12 protein-coding genes and 1 pseudogene are annotated in these 13,306 nt (G+C 70.6%); 5 read left to right on the top strand and 8 right to left on the bottom strand.

Translation table 11 applies throughout. The annotated features are described in order from the left end of the window. Positions 1–312: 312 nt before the first annotated feature. From AB0C29_RS12795 to AB0C29_RS12775, 5 genes are all read left to right on the top strand, one after another. Positions 313–1,440 carry a LacI family DNA-binding transcriptional regulator gene (locus AB0C29_RS12795; protein WP_360819302.1) on the top strand — a complete coding sequence of 376 codons (1,128 nt, stop codon included), beginning with the start codon at positions 313–315 and terminating at the stop codon, positions 1,438–1,440. Then, on the top strand, positions 1,433–3,031 hold the full coding sequence (locus AB0C29_RS12790) for an FAD-dependent oxidoreductase (RefSeq protein WP_360819299.1): 1,599 nt from the start codon (positions 1,433–1,435) through the stop codon (positions 3,029–3,031). The genes AB0C29_RS12795 and AB0C29_RS12790 overlap by 8 nt, the downstream gene beginning before the upstream one ends. A gap of 112 nt (positions 3,032–3,143) precedes the next feature. Then, positions 3,144–4,271: an extracellular solute-binding protein gene (locus tag AB0C29_RS12785; RefSeq protein WP_360819297.1), complete on the top strand. Its 1,128-nt coding sequence runs from the start codon at positions 3,144–3,146 to the stop codon at positions 4,269–4,271. After that, positions 4,268–5,206: a sugar ABC transporter permease gene (locus AB0C29_RS12780; protein ID WP_360819295.1), complete on the top strand. Its 939-nt coding sequence runs from the start codon at positions 4,268–4,270 to the stop codon at positions 5,204–5,206. The genes AB0C29_RS12785 and AB0C29_RS12780 overlap by 4 nt, the downstream gene beginning before the upstream one ends. Beyond that, on the top strand, positions 5,196–6,026 hold the full coding sequence (locus AB0C29_RS12775; RefSeq protein WP_360819292.1) for a carbohydrate ABC transporter permease: 831 nt from the start codon (positions 5,196–5,198) through the stop codon (positions 6,024–6,026). The genes AB0C29_RS12780 and AB0C29_RS12775 overlap by 11 nt, the downstream gene beginning before the upstream one ends. Before the next feature lie 4 nt (positions 6,027–6,030). Here AB0C29_RS12775 and AB0C29_RS12770 read toward each other — a convergent pair whose 3' ends face one another. The 8 genes and pseudogenes from AB0C29_RS12770 to AB0C29_RS12735 form a co-directional block, all read right to left on the bottom strand. After that, positions 6,031–7,443 carry a hypothetical protein gene (locus AB0C29_RS12770; RefSeq protein ID WP_360819289.1) on the bottom strand — a complete coding sequence of 471 codons (1,413 nt, stop codon included), beginning with the start codon at positions 7,441–7,443 and terminating at the stop codon, positions 6,031–6,033. Positions 7,444–7,666: 223 nt separating this feature from the next. Beyond that, complete coding sequence (locus tag AB0C29_RS12765; RefSeq protein WP_360549498.1) at positions 7,667–7,879, bottom strand: hypothetical protein; 213 nt, start codon at positions 7,877–7,879, stop codon at positions 7,667–7,669. Between the two features lie 166 nt (positions 7,880–8,045). Then, a complete protein-coding gene (locus AB0C29_RS12760) occupies positions 8,046–8,954 on the bottom strand; it encodes a YegS/Rv2252/BmrU family lipid kinase (protein ID WP_360819286.1) in 909 nt (302 codons plus the stop codon). Positions 8,955–9,442: 488 nt separating this feature from the next. Next, the gene (locus AB0C29_RS12755) at positions 9,443–10,021 is read right to left on the bottom strand and encodes a GAF domain-containing protein (RefSeq protein ID WP_360819283.1); all 579 of its coding nucleotides are present in this window, start codon (positions 10,019–10,021) and stop codon (positions 9,443–9,445) included. Positions 10,022–10,161: 140 nt separating this feature from the next. Then, positions 10,162–11,451, bottom strand: coding sequence for a hemolysin family protein (locus tag AB0C29_RS12750; RefSeq protein WP_360819280.1), 1,290 nt, complete (start codon positions 11,449–11,451; stop codon positions 10,162–10,164). A gap of 92 nt (positions 11,452–11,543) precedes the next feature. Beyond that, positions 11,544–12,011, bottom strand: coding sequence for a GNAT family N-acetyltransferase (locus AB0C29_RS12745; protein WP_360819278.1), 468 nt, complete (start codon positions 12,009–12,011; stop codon positions 11,544–11,546). Further along, complete coding sequence (gene bioD, locus AB0C29_RS12740; RefSeq protein WP_360550523.1) at positions 12,011–12,718, bottom strand: dethiobiotin synthase; 708 nt, start codon at positions 12,716–12,718, stop codon at positions 12,011–12,013. The genes AB0C29_RS12745 and bioD overlap by 1 nt, the downstream gene beginning before the upstream one ends. Positions 12,719–13,092: 374 nt before the next feature. Continuing rightward, positions 13,093–13,306 (bottom strand): annotated as a pseudogene (locus tag AB0C29_RS12735) (8-amino-7-oxononanoate synthase); the annotation flags it as partial.

The following is a 13,306-nucleotide window of genomic DNA, read 5'->3' as shown; positions in this document are numbered from 1 at the left end:
AGCGGGTCGACGTCGACAACCCGCCGGCCGTCGACGGCTGGTGGCAGGCTCTTTAAATCAAGATCAAGAGTTCCATGTCGTAGGTCCGTGCGTGGTGCTGACCGTCGCTCCCGCCGATTGCCGACTGATTGCATGGTGAGAACCCGCCGCCCGTGAGGGCGGCGGGTTCTTTTTGTGCCGACGGCCTTAGGTAATAGGTATTAGCGTCTTGACCGGCGGGCTCGGATCGACTGACGATGTCACTCAGCCGCAACTAATGCGTATTACCTTCGTAACCGAGGGGAACAGACTGTGACTGTGACGCGGAGGCGCGTGACGCAGCAGGACATCGCCAGGATGACCGGGGTCAGCCAGGCCACCGTCTCGCTGGTGCTCAACGGGCGGGACGACGCCGACGTCCGGATCGCCCCCGAGACCCGGGAACGGGTGCTGCAGGCCATCCGCAGCACCGGCTATGTCGCCGACCCGATCGCCCGCCGCCTCGCCGCCCGGCACAACCGGATCCTCGGCGTCTTCACCTACGAGTCGGTGTTCCCGGCCGGGCTCGGCGACTTCTACCACCCGTTCCTGGCCGGGATAGAGGAGTGCGCGGAACGGGTCGGCTGCGACCTGCTGCTGCTCACCAGCGCGCCGGTGATCGACGGCCGGCGCCGGATCTTCCACCAGGACAACCGGCTGCGGCTGGCCGACGGGTGCGTGCTGCTGGGCCGCTCGCTGGACCCGGCCGAGCTGGCCCGGCTGCTCGCCGAAGGTCAGCCCTTCGTCAGCGTCGGCCGCCGCGACGACGCCGGTGGTCCGGTGCCCTACGTGGGTGCGGATTACCCGGGCGCCACGGCGGCCCAGGTGCGTGCCGCGGTCGCGCTCGGGCACCGGCGGCTCGCCTACGTGGGCGAGGGCGCGGGTCCGGAGTCGCACGCCGACCGGCTGCGCGGCTTCGCGGCCGCGGTCGCGGAGGCGGAAGTGGATGGACGGCACCTGGCCGTCGGCGGGTCGTCGCCGGGGGTCGCGCAGTCGGATGTGGACGGACGGCCCCTGGTTATCGCCGGGTCCTCGCCGGCGGTCGGACTGGCCGATCCGGAGGGCCGTCGCCAGGCCGTCGCCGGGTTCTCGGCGGGGGCGGTGCTGGATGCGATCCTTGCCGACCGGCGTACCTGTGTGTTCGTCGAGGAGTTCGCCGACGGGGTGGTGCTCGCCCAGCTCGCCGTCGAGCGCGGTCTGCGCGTACCCGGGGATCTGTCGTTCGTGGCCCTGGGCGACCCGACCCGGCCGGCGGCGACCGACATCGACTTCACCGGCTACCGGATCCCGCGCCGGGAGATGGGCTGGCAGGCGGTGGAGGTGCTGGCCGCCATGCTGGAGGGGACCACTGCGGTGACCCAGCGGATCCTGCCCTGCGAGCCGGTGGCCGGCGCGACCCTGGCGGCGGTGGCGCATGCGTGAACTGCGCGCGGACGTCGTCGTCATCGGCGGCGGGCTCGGTGGGGTGGCGGCTGCGCTCGGCGCCCTGCGGGCCGGGCGGTCGGTACTGCTGACTGAGGAGTACGAGTGGCTCGGCGGCCAGCTGACCAGCCAGGCCGTGCCGCCCGACGAGCACAGCTGGGTCGAGCAGTTCGGCGTGACGGCGAGTTACCGGGCGCTGCGGGACGGCATCCGGGACTACTACCGGCGGCACTACCCGCTGACCGAGCGGGCGCGGCGTACCCCGGACCTCAATCCCGGCGCCGGGCACGTGAGCCGGCTGTGCCACGAGCCGCGGGTTGCCGTCGCGGTCATCGAGGCGATGCTGGCGCCGTACCGTGGGTCGGGTTTGCTCCAGGTTTTGATGGGTTTTGTGCCCGTCGCGGCGGAGACCGACGGTGATCGGGTCACTGCGGTCACGGTCCGCGGACCGGGCGAGGAGCTGGTGCTCAGTGGTCCCTACATTTTGGACGCGACCGAGACCGGCGAGCTGCTGCCGCTGACCGGCACCGAGTACGTCACCGGGTTCGAGTCGCAGGCCGAGACCGGGGAGCCGAACGCGCCCGACGTCGCCGACCCGGGCAACATGCAGGCGTTCTCGGTCTGCTTCGCGATCGACCACGTGGACGGCGACCACACCATCGACCGGCCCGCGGCGTACGACTTCTGGCGCGACTACCAGCCGCCGTTCTGGGGCGCGAAGATGCTGTCCTGGCAGACGCCGAACCCGCGCACGCTGGCCACCTCCACCCGGTCGTTCACCCCGAACCCGGACGACGACCCGTGGCTGGTCCAGGCCGACCAGCGGGTCAACCCGGGCGACGGCAACCTGTGGACGTTCCGGCGCATCGCTGCCCGGCGCACCTTCACCGACGGTTCCTACCCCAGCGACATCTGCCTGGTGAACTGGCCGATGATCGACTACTTCGAGGCGCCGATCATCGACGTGCCGGACGCCGCCCACCACGTGCAGCGGGCGCGGGAGCTGTCCTACAGCGTCCTCTACTGGCTGCAGACCGAGGCGCCGCGCCCGGACGGCGGCACCGGCTGGCCCGGGCTGCGGCTGCGCGGCGACGTGACCGGCAGCGCCGACGGGCTGGCCCAGGCGCCGTACATCCGCGAGTCCCGGCGCGTCCGTGCCGAGTACACGATCGTCGAGCAGGACCTGTCGCTGGCCGTACGCGGCGACAAGGGCGCGGTCTCACATCCGGACTCGATCGGCGTCGGCATGTACCGCATCGACCTGCACCCGTCCACCGGCGGTGACACGTACATCGACGTGGGCTCGTGCCCGTTCGAGATCCCGCTCGGTGCCCTCATCCCGCGTCGCGTGGAGAACCTGCTGCCCGCCGGCAAGAACATCGGCACCACCCACATCACCAACGGATCCCACCGCCTGCACCCCGTCGAGTGGAACGTCGGCGAGGTCGCCGGCATCCTCGCCGACTTCTGCCTGACCCGCGCGGTCACCCCGCGCGCGGTCCGCAACACCCCGGCCCTGCTGGCCGACTTTCGCCAACGCCTGACCGCCGACGGTGTCGAGCTGCGCTGGCCCGACATCAGCGGTTACTGAGGAAGGACCCCCACCCATGAAAGCAAGGGCACTCATAGCGGCAACGGTTCTGCTCGGCGGACTCGCGGCGTGTGGCAGCGACTCCACCTCGGACGGTCCGCTCACTCTGCGGATGACCACCTGGTCCGCCAACGAGGCACACGTCAAGCTCTTCACCGAGATCGCCGCGGAATACAAGACCACCCATCCTGACGTCACCGTGCAGTTCGACGCACTGCCGTTCGAGAACTACACGACCACGCTGACCACCCAGATCGCCGGCGGCAACGCGCCCGACCTGGCCTGGATCCTGGAGGGGTCGGCGCCCGACTTCGTCTCCTCGGGCGCCCTCGCGCCGCTGGACGGAAAGGTCGAGAAGGAGTCGGATCTGGCCCCGGCGGCCACCAAGCTGTGGCAGGCGGACGGCAAGCTCGCCGCGTACCCGTTCTCGACCTCGCCGTTCGGGGTCTTCGTCAACACCGACCTGGTCAAGGACCTGCCGGCCGGGGACAAGTGGACGTGGGAGAACGCGATGGCGGCCGCCGCCGGCGCGGCGAAGGGCAGCGGCAAGCAGGGACTCGTCGTCCGCGACTTCGACTACAAGGCCTGGGACAACCTGGCCAGCATCTTCCACGGCTGGGGCGCCGAGGCGTGGAGCGCCGACGGCAAGACCTGCGGCTTCAACCAGCAGCCGATGGTCGATGCGATGACCTTCATCCACAAGGCGATCTTCACCGACAAGGCGATGCCCGGACCCGGCGTCGCCGCCGACTTCTTCGCCGGTGAGTCCGCGATGACGATCACCCAGATCTCCCGGGCCTCCCTGCTCAAGGAGGCGAAGTTCAAGTGGACCCTGGTGCCGCTGCCGGCCGGCCCCAAGGGCGAGTACGCGGTCATCGGCCAGGGCGGGCTCGGCGTGCTGAAGAAGGGTAAGAACGCCGACGCCGCCGCCGACTTCCTGGCGTTCTTCACCAACGAGGCCAACTCGGCCAAGCTCGCCCAGTTCTTCCCGCCGCCGCGCCGCTCGCAGCTCACCGCGGCCACCCTGGCCAAGTCCAACCCGCTGCTCAAGCCCGAACAGCTCCAGGAGGTCGTCATCGACGGCATCTCCACCGGCGTGGTCAAGCCCAGCCACCGCGACAGCGCTGAGATCGGCCAGGCGGTCCGCTCCGCGCTGGACCCGCTGTGGAAGGCCGACGCCCAGGTCAAGCCGGTGCTGGACGGGGTCTGCGCGGCGATCCAGCCCCTCCTGGCCAAATGAGCACCCTCACCGCGGTGCGGTCCCCGGCCGAGGAGACCCGGCCGAGGCCCGCGTACTGGAGCACCAAGCGGCGTGACCGGCTCACCGGCTACCTGTTCATCGCGCCGCAGCTGCTCGGCACGGTCGTCTTCGTGCTCGTCCCCTTGGTGCTGGTCGGCTGGTACAGCCTGCACGAGTGGAACGTGCTGGCCGACACCTTCGACTTCGTCGGCACGGACAACTACCAGCGGCTGCTCGACGACCCGAAGCTGCCGTCGGTGCTGCGGGCCACGCTGCTCTTCTCGGCCGGCCTGGTGCTGCTCAACCTCGCGCTGGCGTTGCTGCTGGCCGTACTGCTGAACCAGAAACTGCGCGGCACCACCGTCTTCCGGGTGCTGTTCTTCTCCCCGGTGGTGGTGTCGCTGGTCGCCTGGACCATCGTGTGGCACTTCATGCTGCAGTCCAACGGCGGCATCAACGGGCTGCTCGACACCATCGGCGTCCAGGGCCCGAACTGGCTGCGTTCCGGCGGCACGGCGATGGCGGCGGTGGTCGTGGTGCAGGTCTTCAAGAACGTCGGCCTCAACATGGTGCTGTTCCTGGCCGCGCTGCAAGGGGTGCCGCAGGACCTCTACGAGGCCGCCCGGGTCGACGGGGCCAGCCGGTGGACGGCGTTCCGGCGGATCACCCTGCCGCTGATCAGCCCGACGATCCTGCTCACCTCGATCATCACGGTGGTCGGATCGTTGCAGGTCTTCGCCCAGATCGCCGTACTCACCCAGGGCGGGCCGGGCACGTCCACCACGGTGCTCGTCTACTACCTGTACCAGCAGGCGTTCCAGTTCCACACCTTCGGCTACGGCGCGACGTTGTCGGTGCTGCTCTTCCTCATCGTCCTGCTGCTCACCGTCGTGCAGTGGCACCTGCGCAAGAGGTGGGTCTTCCATGAGCAATAGGGCCAAGGTCGCGCTGTACGCCGTCCTGCTGGTGCTCTGCGTTCCGTTCGTCTTCCCGACCTGGTGGATGGTCACCTCGTCGCTGAAGCCGAACGCGGAGATCTTCGCCTTCCCGCCGCGGCTGTGGCCCGGTGACCCGTCGCTCAAGGCGTGGGGCGACGTGTTCACCATGCAGCCGTTCGCGCAGCAGTACTGGAACAGCGCGTACATCGCGGTCGTGGTCACGGTGGGCACGCTGGTGGTCGCCTCGATGGCCGGCTACGCGTTCGCCCGGATCCGCTTCCCCGGCCAGAACGCCCTGTTCCTGGTGGTGCTGACCGGCCTGCTCATCCCCAGCGAGGTGACGATCGTCCCGCTGTTCCGGATGTTCAACGGGCTCGGAATGATCAACACCCACTGGCCGCTGATCCTCGTACCGATCTTCGGTGCACCGTGCGTGCTGGCGACGTTCATCATGCGGCAGTTCTTCATCACGCTGCCGGCCGAACTGGAGGAGGCGGCCCGGATGGACGGCCTGGGCCGCCCGGCGATCTTCCGCCGCATCGCGCTGCCGCTGGCCAAACCGGCCCTGGGTGCGGTCGCCATCTTCACCTTCCTGCACAGCTGGAACCTGTACCTGGAGCCCATCGTGTACCTCTCCAGCAAGCAGAAGTTCACCCTGCCGCAGGCGCTGACCCAGTTCACCGACGTCTACCAGGGGCCACTGTGGAACGTGCAGCTGTCGGCGGCCTCGATGACGGCGATCCCGGTGCTGATCGTCTTCGTGATCGCCCAGCGCCAGTTCATCGAGGGACTCGCCCACACGGGGCTCAAGGGCTGACGCCTCAGTCGGCGTACCAGGAACCGGCGGCGGCCCGGACCGTCCAGTCACCGCCGGGCAGAGGGATCGTCAGGGTCACATCGTCGGCGGTGACGTCCAAGGCCGGCCGGCCGGTGAGAGTCAGGCCGTCCGGGGTGACGGTCAGGGGAGCGCAGCCGAGCGGTTCGCTCAGCACGATCACGACGATCGTGTCCCGGTCGCCGCGCCGGGCGTCCAGGTGGATGACGGTTTCGCCGGCGGCGACATCCACGAAACGCAGCCGGCCGCCGGCGAAGTCCAGCCCGGCCGGCAACCGCCCGGCGGTGCCGACCGTGATCCTGCTCGGGGCCGGTGGTACGGCCGCGCCGGGCAGCTCGGGCACCTCGAGCGGCAGATGCCGGCCGACGATCCGCAGCAGGTCCCGGGCCTGGCTGTCCTCGGTCTCCAGCATCGAGCGGACCCGGCGCGCCGCCCAGCGGGCCCGCAGCGCTGTGGGGGTCACGCGGAAGAGCTGGGCGTTCAGCCCGCCGCAGAGGGTGGCCGCCGCGGCCAGCTCCCAGCGCCGCAGCAAGCCGGCGTAGCGCATCCGGCGCAACTGCCACATGATCGTGAGCTGCAGGATGCCCAGCACGTCGGCACCGCGCGCGGCCAGTTCGGGCAGTTCGGGGGCGTTCTCGCGGACGCCTTCCAGCGAGGCCTGAGCTGCTGCCGAGTCGGACCAGTGCGGGTCGTCCGGATACCAGCGGAAATCCCGGCCGGCGAATCGCAGTGCTGAGATCTCGAGACTGACCTCGTCCGGCGCGGTGACGACAGTCGGCTCTCCCTCCAGCCGCAACGAGCCGTGCTCAGCGTGGGGGAAGACCGCCGACGTCAGCTCGCCGACCTGGAAGTACAGGGCCGGCGGGACCGGGCTGTCCGCGGGATATCGTCGGCTGCTCGCGGTGAGCTTGAAGGCCCCGCTGATCCGCTGCGGCTCGCGGCCGCGCACGTCGATCCGGGCGCCGACAAGAGTGCCGCCGGTCAGGTCGTAGTCCGCGCGGATCAGCTCCGCGGCCTCGGCGGTCAGCGGCTGCGGCACCGGGATGAGCCGGCCGTCCTGACTCCGCGACGGACGGCTGTCCCGCTCCGGACCGAGCAACGCGACCGGATCGTGCCCGAGACCGTCGAGGTGATCGGCCATCCACTGCCGGTGCTCGTCCCCGGCCGCGAACCCGAGCCGGCGCCACACCGCGCGCGCCGCGGAACGCCGGGTCCACGGGGGAGCGGTCCCCGCGGCCACGGCGGGCAGCAGATGGTTGTCCCACAGGTCGAACTGACCGATGAGGAACTCCCGATCGAGCGACCGGGGACGCGCCGCCGCCGCGGCCACGTCGGCGTACGTGCGATCCAGCAACAAGCCGAGAGCGCCGGCCTCGTCAGCCCGCCCGGTCCACATCATGGAGGCACTCTGCCAGGTCCGGCAGCACCGGGCCACAGATCCGCATACCCGACATGCCCCCGGTTTTCCCCACGCACGGACCTGGCAGGGTGAGGGTGGCCGTTCATGAGCCGCCAGGCGATTGGTCACCCTCGCCCGGTGTCGGCGGGAGCGACGGTCGGTGCCATGCAACCAGGCACGACATCGCCTTGATCTTCGCTCTAGCTCGGGGCGTCCGTCGTTGTCAATGGCCGGCGTCGTAGGCCGCGGCGGCGAACGTCAGGATCAGGAAGAGCGCGCCGAAGACCAGTGGCCTGGTGTGTCCCCAGGCGATCTTGCGCTTGGCCGGCAGGTCGCGCTTGACCGACCGGACGTCACGCCAGGCGGCGTGGGCCCGGCCGATGCGGTAGCCGATGATGATGACGGTGGCAGCGGTCATGACCGTTGCGACGCTCACTGCGGAACTCTGGTGGTAAGGCATTGCCGTCCCCCTGGAGATGCGTAGCGGTGCCCGACGCCACCCAGTGTGGGTCGCGGCACCGCCACGGACCAGGGGATTAATCGGTCTTAAGAGCGATGAATCCGAATTAACGGTACGGAGGGCGACATACGTTTTGTGTCGCTTATCCGATCCGCTGTTCCGGGACGCAGACCTTGACGGCGGCCGGGGCGACCTGCACGCGGATCTTCTTGACCGCTTCCCGGGCGCCACCGTCCAGCTCGTACATCAGCGGCTTCTTCAGCTTGACGTCGATGCGCCGGGCCCGGGTCATGTGCACGAACGGCGAGTCCTCGGAGCGGCCCACGGCCATCCGGCCCATCGTGCGCGCCCACTGCGTCACGCCGCGGGCCGTCGCGACGCCGACGTCCAGCCAGCCGTCGTCCGGCTTCGCGTCGTCGAAGGCCTTGATGCCGCCGGTCACCGTGCTGACGTTGCCGACGAGTACGCAGCTGGCGTCCTCGGCGAACCACGGCGTGCCGTCCACCTTGATCGTCGCCTTGGGGGCATCGCCGTTGAGGTGGCGCAGGCCGGTGTAGACGTACGAGAGCTTGCCCAGCCGGTCCTTCAGCTTGCCGTCCGCGTCCTGGATCATGGCGCCGTCGAAGCCGATGCCGGCCATCACCGCGAAGTGCTCGCCGTTGAGCACGCCCAGGTCCAGCTTGTGCCGCCGGCCGTGGAACGCGATCCGGACCGCCTCGGCCAGGTCGTGCGGCACACCGAGGTTGGTGGCCAGCAGGTTCGCCGTGCCGGCCGGGATGATGCCGACCGGGACCTTGGCGCCGCCCTTGGTGCGGGCGACGGTGTCCAGGCTGCGCTGCACCATGCCGTCCCCGCCCCAGACCAGCAGCAGGTCCGGTTCCTGGGCGAGGGCCTTGCGAACCTGCTTGGGTGCCTTGCGGCTCTTGGGCACCTCGTGCCAGTCGAGCTCGTCGACACCCTGGTCGGTGATGAGCCGGCGCAGCTCGTCGAGCCCGCCGCCGAGAGTCTTGCGCCGGTGGGCGACCACGGCGACTTTCCGGGGATTCCGCATGGCACCGGCGTTTACCCGATGCCACACATTCCTACGCCCATGGCGGTGGGCGCGGCTCCGGACGGGCCCTCAGCTCCCGCGGATCATCTGGATCACGTGGTGGACGATGGCCACCACCGATGCCAGGACTGATCCGATGGCGGAGAGCAGACGAAGAACGGACCCGGGCCGGGTCCGCTTCGTCGCGATCATTGTGCGGGTGACGCCTCGGCGATGGGGCGTCAGACGGTGCGCCTCGCGGCGCGCGAGCCGGTGCTCGACGCTGCGGGGCCGGGGTCGATTCCGTCGTGTCATCGGGCCGCTCCCTCCCGAACGAGCGGCACGACGATGCCCTTTTTAGCTACGTCTGGCCGCTATATCACCAGGATGAGGCATGGCGGGCGGCAGCACAAGACATATGGATGATAGCTAATTCGCAACCTGCTACCTGGCACCTCAAGAGGGAGGGGCGGCCGCGGCGGCCGCCCCTGCTCCCACGCTGCGGATCCTCAGTGCACGCTCTCGCGCATACGCTGCTCAGCGGCCGCGCTGCGGATCACCATCAGCCGCAGCTCCAGCTCGTCCGACACCATCGACGCCAGGTGCTCCAGGGCGGTGAGCTGCCGCTTCGTCACCTCGCGGGGGCGGTTGTCGATCACGTTGACGGTGCCCAGCCGGTAGCCGTCGTGGGTGCGGATCGGGGCTGCGGCGTAGAAGCGCAGGCCCAGCTCGCCGCGCACCAACGGGTGCTCCAGCGTGCGCGGGTCGACCGCGGCGTTGTTGATCACGTAGACATCGTCCTGGGCGATGACCGAGGCGCACAGCCCCGGCTCCTTGCCGACCTCGCGGACGCCGGTCAGGCCCTGGCAGGCGGCCAGCCAGACCCGGTCCTGCTCCACCAGGGACACCGTCGCGATGGGAGCGTCGAAGATGGCGCCGGCCACGAAGGCGATCCGGTCGTACGCGTCCTCCACCGGCTGGTCGACCAGCCGGTAGCGGCGCACGGCCTCGAGCCGGCGCTGCTCCTCGGAGTCGACGCTGTCCAGGTATTCATAGGCGTTGCCCGATACGGGGCTGCTGTTCGTCATGGGACCCACCTCACGCAATGATCGCTCGCGGTCACTGAGAGCCTAGTGAAAGCAGGCAGGTCATTCGCAATGGGCGCAGCCGCCGAAATGGCCACGATGATCGCGGCGAGCGCGAATGTCGCACAAATTGTCAGGCGCGGTCAGTCCTCGTCGTCCTCTTCGGTGCGGGGCAGCGCGCGCAGCCGGACCCGGGTGATCGCCCGGCCGGTCACCTCGACCACCTCGGCGGTGAACTGCGGCAGGGTCACCACCTCACCCGGCTCGGTCGGGATGTGCCCGAGCACCGCGAGCACCATGCCGGCGACGGTCGTGTAGTCACCCTCGTCGTTGCCCGAGTCGTCGAAGCCGATGTCGGGCAGGTCGTGGATCGGGAACGACCCGGGCATCAGCAGCGCGCCGTCCGCCTCCTTGACCACCGACTGCACGTCCCGGTCGGTCTCGTCGTAGATCTCCCCGACGATCTCCTCGACCAGGTCCTCCATGGTGATGATGCCGTCGATGGCGCCGCGCTCGTCGACCACGAGGGCGATCTGCTGACGCTCCGAACGCATCTGGCGCAGCGCGTCGGACACCCGCAGCGTCTCCGGCAGGAACAGCCCCGGCCGGGCCACCGCGTCGACCGGCCCCTGCGCGCCCACCAGGTCCCGCAGGTGCACAACGCCGAAGACGTCGTCCAGCCCGGCCGGCCCGACCACCGGCGCGCGGGAGTGCCCGCCGGCGATGAGCTGGCTCAACGCCTCCGGGGCGGCCAGCCCGGTCGCGAGGGTCAGCACGTCGCGGCGCGGCACCAGGATCTCCCGCAGGATCCGGTCGGCGATCTCGAACGCACCGCTGATGATGGTCCGCTGCTCGATCGAGAAGTCCTGCTGCGCCGCGACCATGTCGCGGATCTCCTCGGTGCTGACCTCCTCGCGCTGCGCCGACGGGTCGCCGCCGGCCAGCCGGACCAGCAGGTTCGTCGCGACGCTGAGCAGCCAGACGGCCGGCCGGGAGATGGTCGACAGGATGTCCAGCGGGCGCGCTACCAGCAACGCCCAGCCCTCGGTGCGCTGCATGGCGATCCGCTTCGGCGCCAGCTCGCCGATCACCAGCGTGACGAAGGTCAGCACGATGGTGACGATCACGATGGAGGCCGGCTCGGCGGCCGAACCGAGGAAACCAAGCGGTTCGACGAGCGGCCGGGACAACGAGACCGCGGCGGCCGCCGAGGCCAGGAAGCCGGCCAGCGTGATACCGATCTGAATGGTGGCCAGGAACCTGTTCGGATCCCGGGTCAGCCGGCCCAGCACCCGCCCGCGCCGGGAAGCTCGTTCCAGCTTGTGCACCTGGCTGTCACGCAACGACACCAGGGCCATTTCGCTACCGGAGAAGGCCGCGTTGACCAGCACCAGCACCAGCACGAGCAAGACCTGCCCGCCTATGCCATCCACGACAGTTTCAGCCCCTCAGGCGTTCGGATCACGAGCCCCACAGGCTATAGACACTCGGTTACCGCCGCGCGGCGGCAGGCTGGAAAAACAGTTCAAACCCGCTTTTCCAGGTACGTGATCCCGACCGGCGCCGCCCCCGGCCCCCAGCCGGACTCGACGTACCCGAGGCCGCGGTAGAGCCGCAGGTTGGCCTCGCTGGTGGCGCCGGTGAACAGCTCGAAGCGGTCGACCCGGCCGGCCAGCGCCTCCTCGACGGCAGTGGTCAGACGCCGTCCGAGCCCCTGTCCCTGCAGGTCGGGAGCCACCGCGAGGCGGCCGATGTGCCCGGTGCGGTCGGCCACCCTGGCCCGTACCGAGCCGACCAGCCGGTGCCCCAGCCGGGCCACGAGCACCACCGTGTCCGGGTCGGCGAGCACGGCCCGCACCTCGTCCAGGGTCTCGGTCAGCGGCGGCAGCGTGAACGAGTTGTTCAGCGCACCCTCGGCCAGGAAAGCGGCCCGCTGCACGGTGAGCACCTCACCGGCGTCGGCCGGACCGGCCGCCGCGATGGTGATCTCCATCAGCTGACCTCGTCGGCCCAGACGCGCCAGTCGTCCAGCACGCCGAACAACGCGGGCGTCAACCAGCCGGGAGCGGACCGCTGGAAGACACCCGGCTCCATCCCGCCGGCACCGTCCGGCAACGCGCCGACCAGGTGCGGAACCAGCTCGGTCAGATTGGCCCAGTGCACCAGCTCCGGCTCGGCTGGCCACGCACCCAGCACCACCTTGGCCGGCACCCCGCGGCGATCCAGCGCCTCCAACGTCAGGGCGGTGTGGTTGAGCGTGCCCAGCCCGGCCCGGGACACCACAATCGTCCGGCCCCCGAGCGTGGTGGCGAGATCGGCGACGGTCCAGGCCTCGCCCGAAGGACGGACGCCCATCGGCACCAGCAGGCCGCCGGCGCCCTCGACGAGCACCAGATCGTGCTTGTCCGCCTCGGCCCGGATCGCGTCCACGACCTCGTAGAGCTCCAGCGGCTCCATCCCGGCGACCTTCGCGGCGGCGAGCGGGGCCAGCGGCTCGGGATAGGACGCCAGGGTGCGCGCGGTGTGCGGATGCGCGAGCCGGGTGATCAGGTCGATGTCGGTGGGGCCGCCGCCGGCGGTGCCGGTCTGGCCGGGCTTGACCACGGCCACGCGCAGACCGGCGGCCTGGGCGGCGGCCGCGATGGCCGAGGTGACGATGGTCTTGCCGACGTCGGTGTCCGTGCCGGTGACCAGCACGATGCCGCGCCACTCGCCGGCCTCGGCGGGGCGGGCGGATGAGCGGGTGGCCGGCTCGGGCTCGGGCTCGATGGTGGCCTGGATGGTTTCGGGGGAGAGGTCGGCGTCGTCGGGGGAGGCGGGGCCTACGCCGGGCGAGACGGGTACGGGCATGGCCGGGTCATCCGGGCCGTCCGGCTGGGGGTCGCCCGGCTGGTGGCCTGGTCGGGGGCCACCGGGTGGAAGGTGGCCTGGTCCTGGCTCGTCGGGTCGGCCCGGAACGGGCACCGCGGGGGAGATCGGCGCGGGCACCGGCGGGGAGATCGGGGCCGGGATCGCCGGGGAGACCGGGCGGGGGTCTTCCTCCGGGGAGCGGGGCGGGGCGGTCTGGTCCGACGTCACGGTGCGCACTCCACGATCACGTCCAGGGCTCGGGCGAAGTCCGCCGCCGTGACACCGGCGTTCAGGGTCAGGCGCAGCCGGGACGAGCCGTCCGGCGTCGAAGGCGGGCGGAAGCAGCCCACCGCGATGCCCCGGTCGGCGCAGTCCGCCGCCCACGCCACCGCCGCCTCCGGACCCGGCGCGGGCACCGACAGCACCCCGGCCGCCGGC

The organism is Actinoplanes sp. NPDC048791, from assembly GCF_040650095.1.
Classification (GTDB): domain Bacteria; phylum Actinomycetota; class Actinomycetes; order Mycobacteriales; family Micromonosporaceae; genus Actinoplanes.
The sequence above is the reverse complement of the archived record's forward strand: the minus strand, read 5'-3'. Positions and strand labels throughout refer to the sequence as shown.

What these genes read in the sequence shown, in the direction of transcription:
- AB0C29_RS12790 (WP_360819299.1), top strand. Translation starts at nt 1,433, where the DNA reads ATGCGTGAACTGCGCGCGGACGTCGTCGTCATCGGCGGCGGGCTCGGT.
- AB0C29_RS12785 (WP_360819297.1), top strand. Translation starts at nt 3,144, where the DNA reads ATGACCACCTGGTCCGCCAACGAGGCACACGTCAAGCTCTTCACCGAG.
- AB0C29_RS12780 (WP_360819295.1), top strand. Translation starts at nt 4,268, where the DNA reads ATGAGCACCCTCACCGCGGTGCGGTCCCCGGCCGAGGAGACCCGGCCG.
- AB0C29_RS12775 (WP_360819292.1), top strand. Translation starts at nt 5,196, where the DNA reads ATGAGCAATAGGGCCAAGGTCGCGCTGTACGCCGTCCTGCTGGTGCTC.
- AB0C29_RS12770 (WP_360819289.1), bottom strand. Translation starts at nt 7,443, where the DNA reads ATGATGTGGACCGGGCGGGCTGACGAGGCCGGCGCTCTCGGCTTGTTG.
- AB0C29_RS12760 (WP_360819286.1), bottom strand. Translation starts at nt 8,954, where the DNA reads ATGCGGAATCCCCGGAAAGTCGCCGTGGTCGCCCACCGGCGCAAGACT.
- AB0C29_RS12755 (WP_360819283.1), bottom strand. Translation starts at nt 10,021, where the DNA reads ATGACGAACAGCAGCCCCGTATCGGGCAACGCCTATGAATACCTGGAC.
- AB0C29_RS12745 (WP_360819278.1), bottom strand. Translation starts at nt 12,011, where the DNA reads ATGGAGATCACCATCGCGGCGGCCGGTCCGGCCGACGCCGGTGAGGTG.